This is a genomic window from Cupriavidus sp. L7L (assembly GCF_004353535.1).
GTDB classification, from domain to species: Bacteria; Pseudomonadota; Gammaproteobacteria; order Burkholderiales; family Burkholderiaceae; genus Cupriavidus; species Cupriavidus oxalaticus_A.
The window spans coordinates 1-15,055 of the sequence record NZ_SMNY01000050.1; the positions used below are offsets into that span (position 1 = coordinate 1).

The following is a 15,055-nucleotide window of genomic DNA, read 5'->3' on the forward strand; positions in this document are numbered from 1 at the left end:
CGATTCGTGACGCTGGCTTGAACCCCAGCGCCACAACCCCTCATGCCTGGTGACCATAGCGAGCTGGAACCACCCCTTCCCATCCCGAACAGGACCGTGAAACAGCTCCGCGCCGATGATAGTGCGGATTACCCGTGTGAAAGTAGGTCATCGCCAGGCTCTTATTGTGCAAAACCCCTCGACAGCGTGTGCTGCGAGGGGTTTTTGCTTTGGCGGCTTCGAGTTTATCAGCGGTTTATCGGCTCGCTTAGACCTTTCATTCCATGTCAGACGACTGCGCCTGGTATCTCTACCTGCTCGAATGCACCGGTGACTCGATCTATACCGGGATCACCACCGACGTCGATCGGCGCTTTGCGGAGCATCTGTCGGGAAAGGGGGCCAAATATACGCGTTCGCGCAAGCCCATCCGGGTCATGGTGCGGTTGCGTTTTGAAACCAAATCGGAAGCATTGAAGGCGGAAATCGAGATCAAGCGGATGAGTGCGGCGCAGAAGCGCGCGTTCTGTGCGCAGCACGAAGACCCAAAATAAAAACGGCCAGGACCGCTAGGCGATCCTGGCCGTTTTGTCTGGGCGCGGAATCAGACGACCGTCAGCGTCACGTCGATATTGCCGCGGGTGGCATTCGAATACGGGCAAACCTGGTGAGCCTGCTCCACCAGTTTCTCCGCCGCTTCGCGTTCGAAGCCCGGCAGCGAAATCTTCAGCTCGACCTGGATGCCGAAACCTTGCGGAATCGGCCCGATGCCGACGGCGCCTTCGATCGAAGCCTCTGCCGGTACATTGATTTTTTGCTGGCCGGCCACGTACCGGATCGCGCCCAGGAAGCAGGCCGAGTAGCCAGCGGCAAACAGCTGTTCCGGGTTCAGGCCGTTGCCGGCGCCACCCATTTCCTTGGGCACTGCCAGCTTGACGTCGAGTTGGCTATCGGAGGTTGTGGCCCGGCCATCGCGGCCGCCGGTTGCTTTGGCATGGGCGGTATAAACGACTTTTTCGAGTTTCATTTAAGGCTCCGTTTGGTTGCCCGCAGGGGCGTATCAAGGCTTGCCGTCGTGCGGCGGTGGGAAATCGGTACGCGCTGCTTCCAGCGTGGACCGCAGTGCATGCAGGCGCTGCGTCAGGGCCTGGATTTCTTCGACCGGGCACTGCGTGGCGCACAACATCTGTTCAGGAATGCGTTCGGCTGCATTGCGCAGGGCCCGACCGGCCTCGGTCACGCGCACCAGTACCCGGCGCTCGTCGCCGGTGTCGCGGTTGCGGGTAACCAGGCCGGTGGCTTCCAGCCGCTTCAACAACGGTGTCAGCGTGCCGGAATCCAGCGCAAGGCGACCACCCAGTTCCGATACCGTCAGCGTTTCAGTCTCCCACAATACAAGCATCACCAGGTATTGCGGATAAGTGAGTCCAAGCTCACCAAGCATGGGCTTGTACAGCTTGGTCATCGCAAGCGACGTCGAATACAGGGCAAAGCATAGTTGCCGATCGAGCAGCAGCCAATTCGAGGTGTCATCGTTGTCGCGTTCCATGCCGATATATTATACGCAATTGAATTGTGCGCAACATAAATTTGTCACCTGCGCTAAAAGTGATAATCAAGGCACTCGTAACCTTAAGCCTGTTTTAAGTCTCGGTCGTTAGCATGATCCCGTCGCGTCGCAAAGTGCCGACGCCAGATCTTCTACGAAAGGACCCTGACATGATTCGCCAGACCATTGCTCGCACGGCCGTCGGTATTGCGGCCCTCGCCGCCCTGGGCGGCGGGTATGCCTACCTGCAGAAGGAAGTCGTCACGCCCGGATACGCTGCTCCCATGCCGACGTCCGTCGCAGCCACGCAGCCAGCGGCCGCCGTGGCCACGCCGGCGGACTTCTCCGGCATCGTTGCGCAATATGGACCCGCCGTGGTCAATATCAGCGTGACCGCGCGCGCCCAACGCACCGCCGCGCAGATGCCGCCCGGGATCGATCCCGACGATCCGCTGTTCCAGTTCTTCAAGCGCTTCGGCCCTCAGTTCCAGGGCCCGCAAGGTGGCCAGCAGCAACTGGTGCGCGGCCTGGGCTCCGGCTTTATCGTCAGCCCTGACGGCCTGATCCTGACCAATGCGCACGTCGTCGACGGCGCGCAGGAGGTGACCGTCAAGCTCACCGACCGTCGCGAATTCAAGGCCAAGGTATTGGGCACGGATCCGCAGACCGATGTGGCGGTGATCCGCATCGATGCCAAGAACCTGCCGACGGTTCGCCTGGGCGATCCCTCGCAGGTGCGCGTCGGCGAGCCCGTGCTGGCCATCGGTTCGCCGTACGGCTTCGAGAACACCGTGACTGCCGGCATCGTCAGCGCCAAGTCGCGCTCGCTGCCTGACGATACCTACGTGCCGTTCATCCAGACCGACGTGGCCGTCAACCCGGGCAACTCGGGCGGCCCGCTGTTCAACCAGCGTGGCGAGGTGATCGGCATCAACGCGCAGATCTACAGCCAGACCGGTGGCTACCAGGGCTTGTCGTTCGCGATCCCGATAGACGTGGCCACCAAGGTCCAGCAGCAGCTGGTGGCGACCGGCAAGGTCACGCGCGGCCGCCTCGGCATCAGCGTGCAGGAAGTCAACCAGGCGCTGGCGCAATCGTTCGGCTTGTCCAAGCCGACCGGCGCGCTGGTCAACTCGGTCGAGCCGGACAGTCCCGCAGCGCGAGCCGGCCTGAAGCCGGGCGACGTGATCGTGCAGCTGGGCAACGACGTGATCGACCATTCGGGCGACCTGCCCGAGCATGTGGCCGACCTCAAGCCCGGCACGCAAAGCTCGCTGAAGATCATCCGCAAGGGCGAGCCGATGACCTTGTCGGTGAAAATCGGCACGGCCAAGGACCAGGCGGTGGCGCAGAAGGGCGGCACCAACGAGGCCAGCGGCCGGCTCGGGCTGGCGGTGCGTCCGCTGTCGCCGGCAGAAAAGCGCGACAGCGGCATCGAAGGCGGCCTGGTGGTCGAAGGCGTGGCCGGGCCAGCGGCGCGGGTTGGCATCCAGCCGGGCGACGTGATCCTGTCGCTCAACGGCACGCCGATCACTTCGGCCGAGCAGCTGAAAGCGCTGGTGGCAAAGTCCGGCAAGCAGGTGGCGCTGCTGGTGCAGCGCGACGATGCCCGCATCTTTATTCCGCTCGATATCGGCTGACACCGGGCGCGCCGGCGCTACCCGCTAATCGTTAACAGACAAGGCTTTTGGGTTAACGCGGGCCGTATACCTCGACCGGTATACGGCCCGCTAAGCCTTATGGGAAGCGGCATTCCGCACAACCAATTACTTACAGAAGGCGCGCCAACAGGTATTATCTCGACTGCGATGCACGAAGCATGCGGCGGTAGCCCCCGCCGGCCCTGGTTCTGCTGAATCGACAAAAAGGAAGTCTATGCAGTTGGATTTCACCCGCGCCACAACGCCGGGTACCGATAGAGCGCGGCGACTGGCGTCAACGACGTCGGCGGCCGGCTCCGCGCCGAAGCCCCGGCGGCGCAAGAAAGTAGTCGCCCCGCATTGGGAGCGCGGCTATCGCTCGCATTTCTACCGCAATGAACGCGGCGACAAGCTTGGCGAGGTGCGCCTGTCCGAGCGCGGCGAAGTTCCCGTGGTCTACCACTGGGCCGCAGGCAATTACTCGGGCGCCGAAGGATCGCTGGCCCACGCACGCGCGCGCGTCGAAGAAACCATCGGTTTCGGCATGCGCCAGCTGTCGCTGTTCTGAGCAGGTATTTCGCCGCTGCCGCCTCTGCCGGCACTGCGACCCGTCCGCGCCATCATCCGCTGCGCGGCGACTCCGCACCTCCCCGATTCCTTCGCCCTGCAGTCAATCCAGCGTTCCGCCACTGACGGCGGGAAAATGCGCGCGTTTCAGGCCAGACGCCGCTGCGCCAGCATGAAACGCCGCCGCGCCAAGCGCGAGCACCGCAATCAACCGGTAGATATCCTCGCAGGCAATCAGCCTGGCCTGTTGCTCGACCATCGCTGCGAGTTGCGCCAGTGCTCCCTGGTGTGCCTGTGCCATGTCGAAGCCGCGCGCGGACAGCGCCGCCTGCACCGCCGCCCCCCATTGCTGCACGCCCTGGACAAAACGCGCCGCCACATCTGCGCCAGCGTATGGCCGGTGGCCGCAGCAAGCGTACCGGCCATGAACAGCAGCAGGGCGCCGGTCAGCTAATAGCGGTACCCAAACCGGCGCAACAGCCACCGCTGCTTGAGGATCATCAGCATGCTGCCGACGGCGTAGGCCGCCTGCACCGGGGCAAAGGTGCGCGGATCGGCGTCGATGCCGCCGACGATATGGCTCGACGCGAACACGAACATGATGTTCTCGAGGAACTCCACGCCGGTGGCCAGCGCCAGCAGCATCATCAGCAGCGTCTGGCGCTGGCGGTGGCTGAGCCAGCGCAGCCAGCGCATGTCGACGCGCAGCCGCGACAGCGGCCGCCAGGATGTGCCGGCCGTCATGGCTGCAGGGCTTGCAGGGTCCGGTGCAACTGCGTCAGCGCGCGGGTGGCACCGGCGAGGCCGCTCGCGCCCACCGGTGCCCAGGCCTCGCCGTAGGCGGCGTGGACCACCGGCGCGGCCCGCTCCAGCAGGCGCCGTCCGGCCGCGGTCAGGGTCAGTCCCAGTCCGCGGCGGTCCTGCGCCGACGCCTGGCGGCGCAGCAGGCCGCGCGCTTCGAGCCCGTCCGGCAGCCGCGTCATCTGCATGCGGGTGACGTCCAGTGTCGTACCCAACTCGGACGCCATGCTGGGCTGGCCTTCGTCGGCCGACAGCATGCTCATCACCAGGTACTGGTTCAAGTCCAGCTCAAAGGGGGCGAGCGCCTGGTCGATATGCGCGCGCAGCAGCAAGCGCGAGGCCAGGATCAGGTCGCGCGGCGCTTCGGGATGGTTGGCGCAATAGCGATCTATGCGGGCTTCGAAACTCATGGCGGGCAGCAATGCGTTGGCGACGGATTGATTACCGACGCAGCGCGCCCGCGATCTCCCGCGTACCCGCCCGCATGCGCTCCGCCGCCTGCCGCACGTGAGCCGGATCGGCATTGCCATAGCGTTGCCCGATGTAGGCCGCGGCAACCGCCGCGATGGCTGCGGCCGCCTGCGGCAGTCGGGTGCTGGCGCGTGCGGCGAAGTCCTGGGGACCTTCGGCCGGCGCGCGCGCGCAGCCGTGCCGGGCCAACAGTTCGCAGAAGCGGTCGTAGGCTGCGTCAAGCGGATCGGCCCGCTCCCGGCGCCGCCACAGCGGCACCAGTGCGAGCAGGCACAGCACCCCGAGCGCGCCGGCCAGCAGCTGCCCGGCACTGGCGCCCGTGCCGAGGGTGGCCAGCAGGCGCGCCTGTTGCGCGTGGTCGTACTGCAGCACCCAGCGCTGCCAGCGGTAGACCATGCCCTCGTAGGCCCAACGGACATCCTGCAGCCAGCCCGGCTGGTGCGCCGGGCGCCAGGCCGCGGCCTCGGCGCCAAGGACGGCGTCCAGGCCCCGCTCGATCCGGCTGGGCGCGACCGCGCTGGTGGGATCGACGCGCACCCAGCCGCGGCCGTCGAGCCAGACTTCGGCCCAGGCGTGGGCGTCGGACTGGCGCACCACGTAGTGGCCGCCGATGGGGTTGTATTCGCCGCCCTGGTAGCCAGTGACGACCCGTGCCGGCACGCCGCCGGCGCGCATCAGAAAGACGAAGCTGCTGGCGTAGTGTTCGCAGAAGCCGCGCCGGGTGTCGAACACAAAGCTGTCGACCTGCTCCGCGCCGAGCTGTGGCGGGCTAAGCGTGTAGGCAAACGGCGCGGCGGCGAACAGGCGCAGTGCCGCCTGCACGCGTGCGGCGGGATCGGCGTGCTGCGCGGCCCAGGTTGACGCCAGCGCGCGGGCGCGCGGGTTGCCTGCGGGCAGGGCCAGCGCCAGCCGGCGCGTGGCGGCATCCAGCGCCTCCGGTGCCGGCGTGAGCGTCGATCGCGCCTGGTAGCGGATGCGCTGGTCCACCGGCCGGCGCGACAGGAATTCGCCATCTGGCGTGACGGCGGCGTCGGCGGATGGCGACAGGGCCTGTCCGCGGTCCAGCACCAGCAGCCAGTGCTGCGAACTGGGCTCGAGCGTGATGCTGTAGTCGACTCCACGCCCAGCCACTGCCATCGCAGGTGCGGGCGCCTGCGCGTGCAGGCGCTGCCGCGCCGGACGCCAGGTGGTGCCGTCGTACCCCCAGAGCACCAGCGCGCGCCAGTACAGCGCCGCGGCAGGCAGCGGCGGGCCGGCGACTTCAGCGCGCAGCGCCAGCGCCGGCGAGCGGATCAGCTGGCCGACGCTGCCTGGCCGCATGGTATCGCTGAGGCCGGTGGTGCCGGTGGGCGCGGACTGCGGCAGCTGCCACAGCGGATGCTCCAGCCGCGGGAACAGCACGAACATGGCCACCGCCCACGGCAGGCCGAGCAGCGCCATGCGGCCCAGCATCGGCCAGATCGCCAGCCGGCTGCGCGCCTCCGGGTGGTGCAGCAGCAGCCAGTTGCGCAACACCCAGGCGCCGATGGCCAGGCTGTACAGCGCCAGCCAGAAAGGCTGGTCCGACAGGTACAGCGTCAGTAGCAGGTAGAAGGACAACTGCGTCACCAGCGTGGCATCGCCGAGCGCGCGGCACTCCAGCAGCTTGAGGATGACGAACGCACCCAGCAGCGCCACCGCCAGCTCGCGCCCCACGCCGCCGCCGGCCTGCCAGGCCAGCGCACTGGCCACCAGCAGCACCAGCAGCGCGGTGGTGCCGAGCATCCAGCGCGACGGCAGCGGCGCGCGCCGGCGCCACAGCAGCCAGCGCCAGCCCAGCAGCAGCAACAACAGCAGGCTGACCGACACCGGCAAGGTCCGCGCCTGCGGCGCCAGCACCAGCGCCAGCTGGCCGAGCAGCATGCCGTGGTCTTCATGCCGCAGCGGCCTTGCCACGGCGTTCATCGGCGGGCTCCGGGCCGCGTTGGATACTGCGGCCACAACGCCAGCGCTTCAAGACAGGCGCGCCGATGGCTTGCGCCGCATGCGGGCGGCAATTCGAGGCCCGGCAGGCGCAGGCCGATTTCCGCATCGTCCGGCGCGGCCAGCAGCCAGGCGCACAGCCGCGACAGCCGCGCTTCGGCGTCCATGCCCGCGGGCATCGCCTGCCAGTCGAGCCAGCGCGCCGGGCGCTGCGGCGGATCGCCGCTGCGGCTCAGCCATCGGCCGGTGCGCGCGCTGTGCTTCCACGCGATCCGGTGCAGCGGGTCGCCGCTGCGGTAGCGCCGCAGCTGGTCGATGCCGTCGTCGCCCGGAACGGATGACGCGGCAGGTCCCGCGTCATCCGCGCCAGGGCGATACGCGGCGGGCGGGGGCGGTGCATTAACTTCCGGCGCCGGGTAGACCAGCGTCGACAGCGGCAGGTCCGCATGGCTCCAGACGCGGAACAGCCCGAAGGGGAAGCGGCTGCTGATCACCACGCGCGGCAGCACCAGCCGCCCGCGCCGCGGGGCCGGCACGTGCAGTGCAAGCGTGCCGCTGGCGTGGCCATCGAGCGTCAGCGTGGCCGGCACCACTTCTGGCAGCGCCGGCACGCGCGCCTCGATGCCGATGCGGGCGCCAGCGTCGGCGTTGTCGGCGCGCAGCGCAAACACCGCGGGCTGGCCGGCATGCACCGGCGCCACCGTGCCCGCGCTCACCGCCAGTTCGAGCAGGTTGCGGTAGGCCAGCCACATGCATGACATGCCGATGCCGGCCAGCAGGAAGGTCAGCGCGAAGCCCAGGCTGATGTTGTAGTTGAGCGAAGTCAGCAGCATCGCGCCGAGCAGCACGGCAAAGCCGATGCCGCCCCGCGCGGGAAGGATATAGAGATGGCGCCGGTCCAGCCGCACGGTGCCGCCGGACGGCCGGCGCGCGGCAATGCGCTGGCGGAAGAGCCTGACGGACGCGAACAGGCCTGGCCAGGGCAGGCGATGGTGTGCGGCCGCGTTCCGGTTGTCGTGCGGCGCCGCCAGCGGATCGCTCGCCATGGGCGTCAGGGAATGGCCACGCCGGCAAGCAGCGCCGCCAGCTCGCCGTCCACCGCCGCGGGGCTGCCGCCGCCCGCCGGCAGCAGCCGGTGCGCGGCAACGGCGGCAAAGACCGCCTGCACATCCTCGGGCAGCACCAGTTCGCGCTGCGCCAGCAGGGCCCATGCGCGCGCGCAGGCCAGCAGCGCCAGCCCGGCGCGCGGCGACAGGCCGGCGGCAAAGCCGCTGTGGCGCCGCGTGGCCTGCACCAGTGCCAGCACATAATCGACCAGCGCGGGGCTGGCGTACACCTGCGCGGCGGCCTGCTGCAGGGCCAGCACCTGCGCGGCATCCATGACCGGCGTGGCTTCCGCCGCGCTGGCGCCGCCGAGGTACAGCACGCGCTCGAAGGCGGGATCGGGATAGCCCAGCGACACGCGCATGGTGAAGCGGTCGAGCTGCGATTCAGGCAGCGCATGGGTGCCCAGCTGCTCCAGCGGATTCTGCGTGGCGATCACGAAGAACGGTGCCGGCAGCGCGTGCGTGGTGCCGTCATGGGTCACCTGCCGCTCGGCCATGGCTTCGAGCAGGGCGCTCTGGGTTTTGGGCGGCGCCCGGTTGATCTCGTCGGCCAGCACTACCTGCGCGAACACCGGGCCGCGATGGAAGCGGAATTCGCCCGCATCGCGCACGAACACCGAGACGCCGATCAGGTCCGCCGGCAGCAGGTCGCTGGTGAACTGCACGCGCTGGTACTGCAGCCCGAGCGTACGCGCCAGCGCATGCGCGAGCGTGGTCTTGCCCACGCCGGGCACGTCTTCCAGCAGCAGGTGGCCTCCCGCCAGCATGCAGGCCAGCGCCAGCCGGACCTGCTGCGGCTTGCCAAGGACGATGCGGCCCAGCTGGGCCTGGGCCTCGGCCAGCGAAGCGACGATGCGTGGGCGAGCAGTCACGTTGGACCTCGGCGCAAGGGAGTTGGAAGGGAGCCGGACCGGCGGCAAAAACGGGGACGCAGTGCAGCGCATTGTAGCGGCGTGCGCGGCACGCGGCACCGTCTGTTTCCGAACGGAGACACCCCGGGCCGGCGGCGATGCACCCGGATGGCGCACAGGCTGCGCCAGTTTGCGCCGGTTCTGGCATCATGAGCCTGTCGGGCCACCGCCGGCCCAACCGTATTTCTTTCTCCTTCCGCTGCCCGCTGCAATGACTGCCTCGCTGGACCCCTCCGCCGACCTCCGTGCCGACCTCCCTGCGGCTGCCGTGCTGACCCCCGGCGCCGCCGATTCCGACGCGCTGCTGCGCCTGGCGCAGGCCTTCCATGCCAACGGCTTCGTGATCCTGCGCGGCTTCGGGAGCGAGGCAGACTGCGCCGCGCTGGAAGCGGTGGCGCGCAGGCACCTGGCGGCGGTGGTGCCACCGGTGGAGTTCGAGGCCGACCTGGGCTATCCCGGCGCCCCGGCCGCGCGCGACGCCGCCGGCGGCGGCACCGTCAGGCGGCTGCGCCAGGCCTACGGCCGCGACGAAGTGTTCCACGACTGGGCTACCGCTCCGAAGCTGGTGTCGGTGGTGCAGGCGCTGCTGGGCGAACCCGCGTGCCTGACGCTGGCGCACCACAACTGCGTGATGACCAAGCACCCGCACTACGGCAGCCAGACCGGCTGGCACCGCGATACGCGCTATTGGTCGTTTGCCAAGCCCGAGCTGGTGACGGTCTGGCTGGCGCTGGGCGACGAGGATGAAAGCAACGGCGTGCTGCGCGTCATTCCGGGCTCGCACCGCGCGGCGCTGGAGCCGGGCCAGCTGGATCCCGCGGAATTCCTGATCGAGGCGCACCCCGCCAGCCAGCCGCTGCTGCAGGCGGCGCGGCCGCTCGCGCTGCACCGCGGCGACGTGCTGTTCTTCGACAGCCGGCTGTTCCACGCGGCGGGCCGCAATGCCTCCAACGCGGTCAAGCTGTCGGTTGCCTTTGCTTACTTCGGCGCCAGCAACCGGCCGCTGGACGGCACGCGTTCGGCCGAGTTCGGCAGCGTGGCGCTGCCGGTGGCCGGCTGAGGCAGCCGGCGCGGGTGGTGGGGCCGGCCTTCAGGTACGCAGCCCGACCAGCCCCGAAATTTTTTCCGAAGCTTCGAGCAGCGGCGGCAGGAAGCGCTCCAGCATTTCCTGCGCGCTGGTGCGATTGGCCTGGCCGCTGATATTGATCGCGGCGATGGTCTGGCCGGCGCGGTTGCGGATCGGCGCCGCCAGCGACACCAGTCCCTCTTCCAGCTCCTGGTCGTTCAACGCCCAGCCGCGCGTGCGGATATCGGCGACGATGGTCTTCAGCGCTTCGATGTCAGTCACGGTGCGGCTGGTGCGCGCGCGCAGTTCGCTGGCGCGCAGCACGGCGTCCAGCTCGGCTTCGTTTAGCCCTGCCATCAGCACGCGGCCCATCGACGAGCAATACGCCGGCAGCCGGCTGCCGATCGACAGGTTGATGGTCATGATCTTGCGCGCCGGTACGCGCAGCACGTAGACGATCTCGGTTCCGTCCAGCACGGAGATCGAGCAGCTTTCATGCACCTGCTGCGACAGCGTCTCCATGATCGGCTCGGCCAGGTTCCAGAACGGCATCGAGGTCAGGTAGGCAAAGCCGAGGTCGAGGATCTTGGGCGTCAGCCGGAACAGCCGCCCGTCCGCCTGCACATAGCCCAGTCCCACCAGTGTCAGCAGGATGCGGCGCGCGCCCGCGCGCGTCAGGCCGCTGGCCTGGGCGATTTCCGTCAGCGTCTGTGCCGGGTGCTGGGCATTGAAGGCACGGATGACCGACAGCCCGCGTGCAAAGGACTGCACATAGCTGTCGCTTGGCTTCTCGGGCGCGGCGGCGCTGCCTGCGCCCTGGGGCGTCTGCGCGTCGCGGGGGGAGTCGGTGGAACTGGCCATCGGTGTAGCACCGGCGCGGGTCGCCGGATTGGCACGGAAAGGCCGAAAGGGTAGAGGAAATGCCGGCACAACGCCAGTGCCGGCCCCCATGGCTCACCACCAGCGGGGGATGGCGGCATGGCCCCGGCGGCGCCCGCTCGGAACGCCGCCGCCATGCTGTCTCCTGCACCGCCTCCCTTGTTATCGGGGGCTGGAGAGGCGTCTTAGCGGAAGCTGCGCTGCACCAGCACGAACACCGCGCCAAGCACACAGATCACCGCGAAGCCATGCAGCATGTCCATACCTGCCAGCAGCGTGGCCTGCCGGTCGATTTCCAGCGAGATCTTCGCCAGCCCGGAGGCCGACAGCGCATCCGGCGATTGCAGCGCCGGGTTGAAGCGCGTGACCTGCTCGACCAGGTGGGTGCGGTGCTCGGCCAGCCCGTCCTGCATGAACACGCTGGCCAGGCCGGTGCCCACGGCCGAGGCAATCTGCTTGCACACGTTCTTGAACTGGTAGGCGTGCGAGAAATCCTCGACCGGCACCTCCAGGTAGGTCATCGATGCCACCTGCACCATCAGCAGCACCGGCGTCAGCCCTTCCAGCAGCACCACCGGCACCAGCGCATAGTCGGGGGCGCCCGGCATCAGCTGGTGCGAAAACAGCATCGCTGCGCAGGCATAGAAGACAAAGCCAAGCGCGATCACGCGCCGCTTGCGGAACACCAGCGCCATGCCCAGCGTGATGACGATGGCGCCGATGGTCGCCACCGTGCCGCTGGTTGCCAGCAGCATGCAGGTGGTGCGGAAGGTCAGGCCCAGGCCGGTCTGCGTCAGCGACGGCAGCAGGAAGGCCCATGCCGACGACATCAGGTAATACAGCGTGTAGAAGCCCAGCCCGTAGAGATACTGGCGCCCGGCCAGCCGCGACAGGTCGATCCACGGGTCGGGATGGCGGTACAGGCGCCAGCCGGCGAAGGCAAACAGCGCCAGCCCGCACAGCGCCGCCAGCGGCATTTCCAGCGAACTGAAGAAGCGCGTGTAGCGCATTTCCTGCAGCGTATGCAGGAACACCAGCGCGCCGGCCGCGGCGGCGATCGCGGCGGGCCAGTCCAGCGTCGACACCGGCGGATGCCGGTCGCGCGGCGCGCGCGTGGGGTAGGTCAGCGCCACCGACAGCAGCACCGGCAAGGCAATGCCGGCCTGGAACAGGAACACCGCGCGCCAGCCGATATCGTCGAGGAACATGCTGGTCAGCCACGGCGCGAGCGCCAGCATCGAGAACGCGCCGCCGCCGAAGCGCAGCATCAGCGCGCCGCGTTCGGCCGGCGTCGACACCAGCTGCACCAGGATGCGCGAGGCCGCGAACAGGCCCCCGGCGCCCAGGCCCTGCACCGCCTTGCCGGAGATGAGCCCGGTGGGGCTGGCAAATTCGGCACAGATCAGCGAACCCAGGATGAACACCACCAGCGACACCAGCGTAAAGCGCTTGTACGTGATGCGGCGCGCGACCTGGTCGAGCACCATGTTCATCAGCACCGCGGTGGCGGCATAAGCCGAGACCGCGTACAGGTAATCTTCGGGCGCGGCGCCGACGCCGCCCTGGATATGCTGGCTGGCCACGCCCATCATCAACGTGGAAGAAAAGTCGATGCCGGTGACCAGGCCGAGCGTCAGGCCGAACAATGAAAGACGCCAGTGACCCATTTCGGGGTGACTGGCGAGTTGCATGCGGGGGTGTGCTGGGGCGGAGGCCGGTGTCGTAGCGGGGGCGAGGGCTGCCGGGACTGATGTTGCCAGCGCTGGGGCTGAGCCGTCCGGTGCAGCCGGGACAGGCGTTTGTTGCATCGCTCAAGCATAATGTCGCCTGCCGCCGAGAACTACAGGCTGTCAGGGAAACATTGTCCGGTGAATCAAACAATTCAATGGAACGACTGGGAAGCGTTCTGCTGCGTCGTCGAGCAGGGAACGTTCACGGCCGCGGCGGAGCAGCTCGATTGCCCCAAGTCGCGCGTGTCGGCCGCGGTGGCGCGGCTGGAAACCGCCATCGGCGCCAAGCTGCTGGAGCGCACCACGCGGCGCATGCGCCTCACCGATGCCGGCAAGGCCGTCTATCGCGATGTGGCGCCGCTGTTCGCGCGGCTGCGCGAGATCCGTCAGGAAACGCTGGCGCGCGAGGAGCGCGTACAGGGCGTGCTGCGCATCGCCACGCCTTATGAATTCGGCGCCCAGCAACTGGGCGGGGTGATCTGCCGCACACTCGTCGCGCATCCGGCGCTGGATGTGGCGGTCGAGATCACGCAGGGACTGGTCGACCCGATCCGCGACGGGTTTGACGTGGCGTTCGTCATCGTCGATGCCGACCTGCCCGACTCCGGCACGGTGGCCCGCCGCATCTACCACGTCGAGCGCGGGCTGTTCGCCGCGCCGTCGCTGGCGGACAGCCTGCCGGCGCAGTTGCGCCCGGAAGACCTGGCCAACATGCCGACGCTGACCACGCCGGGCGACACGGTGTGGGAATTCACCCGCGACGGCGAGACCGTCTCCGTGCCGATCCGCCCACGCATGCAGACCTTCAACGCCGAGCTGCGCCTGCAGGGCGCGCTGGCGGGCCTCGGCATCGCGCGGCTGTCGGTGAACTACTGCGAGGCCGAGATCGCGCAGGGCCGCCTGGTGCGGGTGCTACCGGATTTCCCGCTGCCGCCGCTGCGCGTGTTCGCGCTGCTGCCGGACCGGCGCCTGCAACCGCGCAAGGTGCGCGTGTTCATGGAAGCGATCGAGTCGATGATGGTGTCGGAGCTGGGGCCCGAGCCAGGCCTGGAAGGGATCGAGCCCGGCGAGTGGGCGAGGGAGGGCGCTGGGCCCGAAGACGACGCGCAGGCGGACGGAAGCGGCCTGGCACAGGGAGAGGCCCGGCCAGCGGGTTGAGGACGCCGGCGGGCCACCACGGCGCAAGGCCGTGGCAAGGGAAAACGCGCAGACTCAGGCGCCTTCGGTGAAGCTGTCGCGGCGGTCGGTGATGGCGGCGCCGTCGGTGAACGGATCGACCTTGCCTTGCCTGGCACCGTCGGTGAACGGATCGGCGCGGCCGTTCCGGAAGGCATATCGAGCGCCGTCCAGGAAAGGATCGGCCTTGCTGGCGTGGGCGATGCCGCCGTCGAGGCGCGCAATATCGGAAACGGGTTCAGAGGCGTGCGCGGCAGCGGCGGCAAACGACAGGCCGGCCGCGCACAGCAGCGAAAGCGCCAGGTTGCGGGGTTGTGCGAGGGTCTTCATGGTGTGGTCCTTCTTGGCAGGGTGCGTGGCTGCAGCGCCACGTTGCCTGTAATGTAGGACTTCACACTAAGCAGAAAAAGCGTCAATTCTCGAAACACTGTCCAGACATCTGGACAGTGCGCCGGCCAGTGCCGGCCCCATCGCAGCGGCCTGCGGTCCTCAAAAATGCATGTTGAACACGCTCGCGCCCAGCCTGGCGACCACCATCAGCAGGATCTGCGCGATCACGAACAGCACCAGCGGCGAGACATCGAAGCCCCCGAGGCGCGGCACCACGCGCTGGATCGGGCGCAGCACCGGCGCGGTCAGGTGGTCGATGGCGGGCGTGATCGGCGAATGCGGGTTGACCCACGACAGGATCGCCATCAGCAGCGTGACCCACATCACCAGGCTGATCGCCCACTTCAGCACATAGAGCAACGCGGTCAGCAGCACCGCCGGCAGGAACGCCAGCAGGTCGGCGCCGCTGAGCAGCGCGACCAGCAGCAGGAACACGACCGCCGTCAGCCAGGCCGCCACCACCGTGGCCCAGTCGATGCCGCCCACGCCCGGAATGATCCGGCGCAGCGGCCGCACCAGCCAGTCGGTGATCTGGAACACGCCCTGCGAGACCGGGTTGCGCGTCGGCAGCCGCGTCAGCTGCATCCAGACGCGCAGCAGCAGGGCCATGCCGAACAAGGTAAAGATGGTATCCAGCAGGAAGAGGGCGATTTCCGTAAACATCGATGCGGTTTCCGGTGGGGTTAGGGTGTCTGCAACCGCACAGATTCTGCCATAGCCCGGCGTCACGTCGGCACATCCGGGACGCGTGCCTGTGGCGCGTCCAACATGCCGGCGCCGCCCTATAATTGCGAGCGCCCGCGGCCGCACTGCGCCGGCGGCGGGCAC

The 15,055-nt window shown here is 68.4% G+C and carries 15 protein-coding genes, 1 rRNA gene and 1 pseudogene; 6 read left to right on the forward strand and 11 right to left on the reverse strand.

What is annotated here, in order from left to right:
* Positions 1-45: 45 nt before the first annotated feature.
* Positions 46-159: ribosomal RNA gene (gene rrf / locus E1J61_RS32240) — 5S ribosomal RNA — on the forward strand.
* A gap of 104 nt (positions 160-263) precedes the next feature.
* Positions 264-533 carry a GIY-YIG nuclease family protein gene (locus E1J61_RS32245; RefSeq protein ID WP_063241085.1) on the forward strand — a complete coding sequence of 90 codons (270 nt, stop codon included), beginning with the start codon at positions 264-266 and terminating at the stop codon, positions 531-533.
* Positions 534-583: 50 nt separating this feature from the next.
* On the opposite strand, the gene E1J61_RS32250 is transcribed toward E1J61_RS32245, so the two are convergent.
* Positions 584-1,006 carry an organic hydroperoxide resistance protein gene (locus tag E1J61_RS32250; RefSeq protein ID WP_133097912.1) on the reverse strand — a complete coding sequence of 141 codons (423 nt, stop codon included), beginning with the start codon at positions 1,004-1,006 and terminating at the stop codon, positions 584-586.
* Positions 1,007-1,039: 33 nt separating this feature from the next.
* A complete protein-coding gene (locus E1J61_RS32255) occupies positions 1,040-1,528 on the reverse strand; it encodes a MarR family winged helix-turn-helix transcriptional regulator (RefSeq protein ID WP_133097913.1) in 489 nt (162 codons plus the stop codon).
* Positions 1,529-1,698: 170 nt separating this feature from the next.
* Here E1J61_RS32255 and E1J61_RS32260 point away from each other — a divergent pair, with 170 nt between their 5' ends.
* A complete protein-coding gene (locus tag E1J61_RS32260; protein WP_133097914.1) occupies positions 1,699-3,168 on the forward strand; it encodes a DegQ family serine endoprotease in 1,470 nt (489 codons plus the stop codon).
* A 235-nt stretch (positions 3,169-3,403) separates the two neighbouring features.
* A complete protein-coding gene (locus E1J61_RS32265) occupies positions 3,404-3,736 on the forward strand; it encodes a hypothetical protein (RefSeq protein WP_133097915.1) in 333 nt (110 codons plus the stop codon).
* Positions 3,737-4,087: 351 nt separating this feature from the next.
* Here E1J61_RS32265 and E1J61_RS32270 read toward each other — a convergent pair.
* The 5 genes and pseudogenes from E1J61_RS32270 to E1J61_RS32290 all read right to left on the reverse strand — a co-directional run.
* Positions 4,088-4,479, reverse strand: a pseudogene (locus E1J61_RS32270) (MFS transporter); the annotation flags it as partial.
* Positions 4,476-4,946 (reverse strand): MarR family winged helix-turn-helix transcriptional regulator, encoded by a 471-nt coding sequence (locus E1J61_RS32275; RefSeq protein WP_133097916.1) that lies wholly within the window; start codon positions 4,944-4,946, stop codon positions 4,476-4,478. The pseudogene E1J61_RS32270 and the gene E1J61_RS32275, both read right to left, overlap by 4 nt.
* A 31-nt stretch (positions 4,947-4,977) precedes the next feature.
* Complete coding sequence (locus tag E1J61_RS32280) at positions 4,978-6,951, reverse strand: DUF3488 and DUF4129 domain-containing transglutaminase family protein (protein ID WP_133097917.1); 1,974 nt, start codon at positions 6,949-6,951, stop codon at positions 4,978-4,980.
* A complete protein-coding gene (locus E1J61_RS32285; protein WP_133097918.1) occupies positions 6,948-8,015 on the reverse strand; it encodes a DUF58 domain-containing protein in 1,068 nt (355 codons plus the stop codon). Before E1J61_RS32285 ends, E1J61_RS32280 begins: the two co-directional genes overlap by 4 nt.
* Positions 8,016-8,020: 5 nt before the next feature.
* Positions 8,021-8,947: a MoxR family ATPase gene (locus E1J61_RS32290; protein WP_133097919.1), complete on the reverse strand. Its 927-nt coding sequence runs from the start codon at positions 8,945-8,947 to the stop codon at positions 8,021-8,023.
* A gap of 250 nt (positions 8,948-9,197) precedes the next feature.
* Between E1J61_RS32290 and E1J61_RS32295 the strand changes: the two genes are divergently transcribed.
* Complete coding sequence (locus E1J61_RS32295; RefSeq protein ID WP_133097920.1) at positions 9,198-10,046, forward strand: phytanoyl-CoA dioxygenase family protein; 849 nt, start codon at positions 9,198-9,200, stop codon at positions 10,044-10,046.
* Positions 10,047-10,076: 30 nt separating this feature from the next.
* On the opposite strand, the gene E1J61_RS32300 is transcribed toward E1J61_RS32295, so the two are convergent.
* Positions 10,077-10,913, reverse strand: a complete 837-nt coding sequence (locus tag E1J61_RS32300) for an IclR family transcriptional regulator (protein ID WP_133097921.1) — start codon at positions 10,911-10,913, stop codon at positions 10,077-10,079.
* Between the two features lie 203 nt (positions 10,914-11,116).
* Complete coding sequence (locus E1J61_RS32305) at positions 11,117-12,739, reverse strand: MFS transporter (protein ID WP_133097922.1); 1,623 nt, start codon at positions 12,737-12,739, stop codon at positions 11,117-11,119.
* A 60-nt stretch (positions 12,740-12,799) separates the two neighbouring features.
* On the opposite strand from E1J61_RS32305, the gene E1J61_RS32310 reads away from it, so the two are divergent.
* On the forward strand, positions 12,800-13,819 hold the full coding sequence (locus E1J61_RS32310) for a LysR family transcriptional regulator (protein ID WP_133097923.1): 1,020 nt from the start codon (positions 12,800-12,802) through the stop codon (positions 13,817-13,819).
* Positions 13,820-13,873: 54 nt separating this feature from the next.
* Here E1J61_RS32310 and E1J61_RS32315 read toward each other — a convergent pair whose 3' ends face one another.
* A complete protein-coding gene (locus E1J61_RS32315; protein WP_133097924.1) occupies positions 13,874-14,167 on the reverse strand; it encodes a hypothetical protein in 294 nt (97 codons plus the stop codon).
* 159 nt (positions 14,168-14,326) lie between these two features.
* Complete coding sequence (locus E1J61_RS32320; RefSeq protein WP_133097925.1) at positions 14,327-14,890, reverse strand: YggT family protein; 564 nt, start codon at positions 14,888-14,890, stop codon at positions 14,327-14,329.
* Between the last annotated feature and the right edge of the window lie 165 nt (positions 14,891-15,055).

Bases quoted from the DNA above. Each gene is read 5' to 3' on its own strand.
- E1J61_RS32245 (WP_063241085.1), top strand. From the start codon at position 264: ATGTCAGACGACTGCGCCTGGTATCTCTACCTGCTCGAATGCACCGGT.
- E1J61_RS32250 (WP_133097912.1), bottom strand. From the start codon at position 1,006: ATGAAACTCGAAAAAGTCGTTTATACCGCCCATGCCAAAGCAACCGGC.
- E1J61_RS32255 (WP_133097913.1), bottom strand. From the start codon at position 1,528: ATGGAACGCGACAACGATGACACCTCGAATTGGCTGCTGCTCGATCGG.
- E1J61_RS32260 (WP_133097914.1), top strand. From the start codon at position 1,699: ATGATTCGCCAGACCATTGCTCGCACGGCCGTCGGTATTGCGGCCCTC.
- E1J61_RS32265 (WP_133097915.1), top strand. From the start codon at position 3,404: ATGCAGTTGGATTTCACCCGCGCCACAACGCCGGGTACCGATAGAGCG.
- E1J61_RS32275 (WP_133097916.1), bottom strand. From the start codon at position 4,946: ATGAGTTTCGAAGCCCGCATAGATCGCTATTGCGCCAACCATCCCGAA.
- E1J61_RS32280 (WP_133097917.1), bottom strand. From the start codon at position 6,951: ATGAACGCCGTGGCAAGGCCGCTGCGGCATGAAGACCACGGCATGCTG.
- E1J61_RS32285 (WP_133097918.1), bottom strand. From the start codon at position 8,015: ATGGCGAGCGATCCGCTGGCGGCGCCGCACGACAACCGGAACGCGGCC.
- E1J61_RS32295 (WP_133097920.1), top strand. From the start codon at position 9,198: ATGACTGCCTCGCTGGACCCCTCCGCCGACCTCCGTGCCGACCTCCCT.
- E1J61_RS32300 (WP_133097921.1), bottom strand. From the start codon at position 10,913: ATGGCCAGTTCCACCGACTCCCCCCGCGACGCGCAGACGCCCCAGGGC.
- E1J61_RS32305 (WP_133097922.1), bottom strand. From the start codon at position 12,739: ATGCAACAAACGCCTGTCCCGGCTGCACCGGACGGCTCAGCCCCAGCG.
- E1J61_RS32315 (WP_133097924.1), bottom strand. From the start codon at position 14,167: ATGAAGACCCTCGCACAACCCCGCAACCTGGCGCTTTCGCTGCTGTGC.
- E1J61_RS32320 (WP_133097925.1), bottom strand. From the start codon at position 14,890: ATGTTTACGGAAATCGCCCTCTTCCTGCTGGATACCATCTTTACCTTG.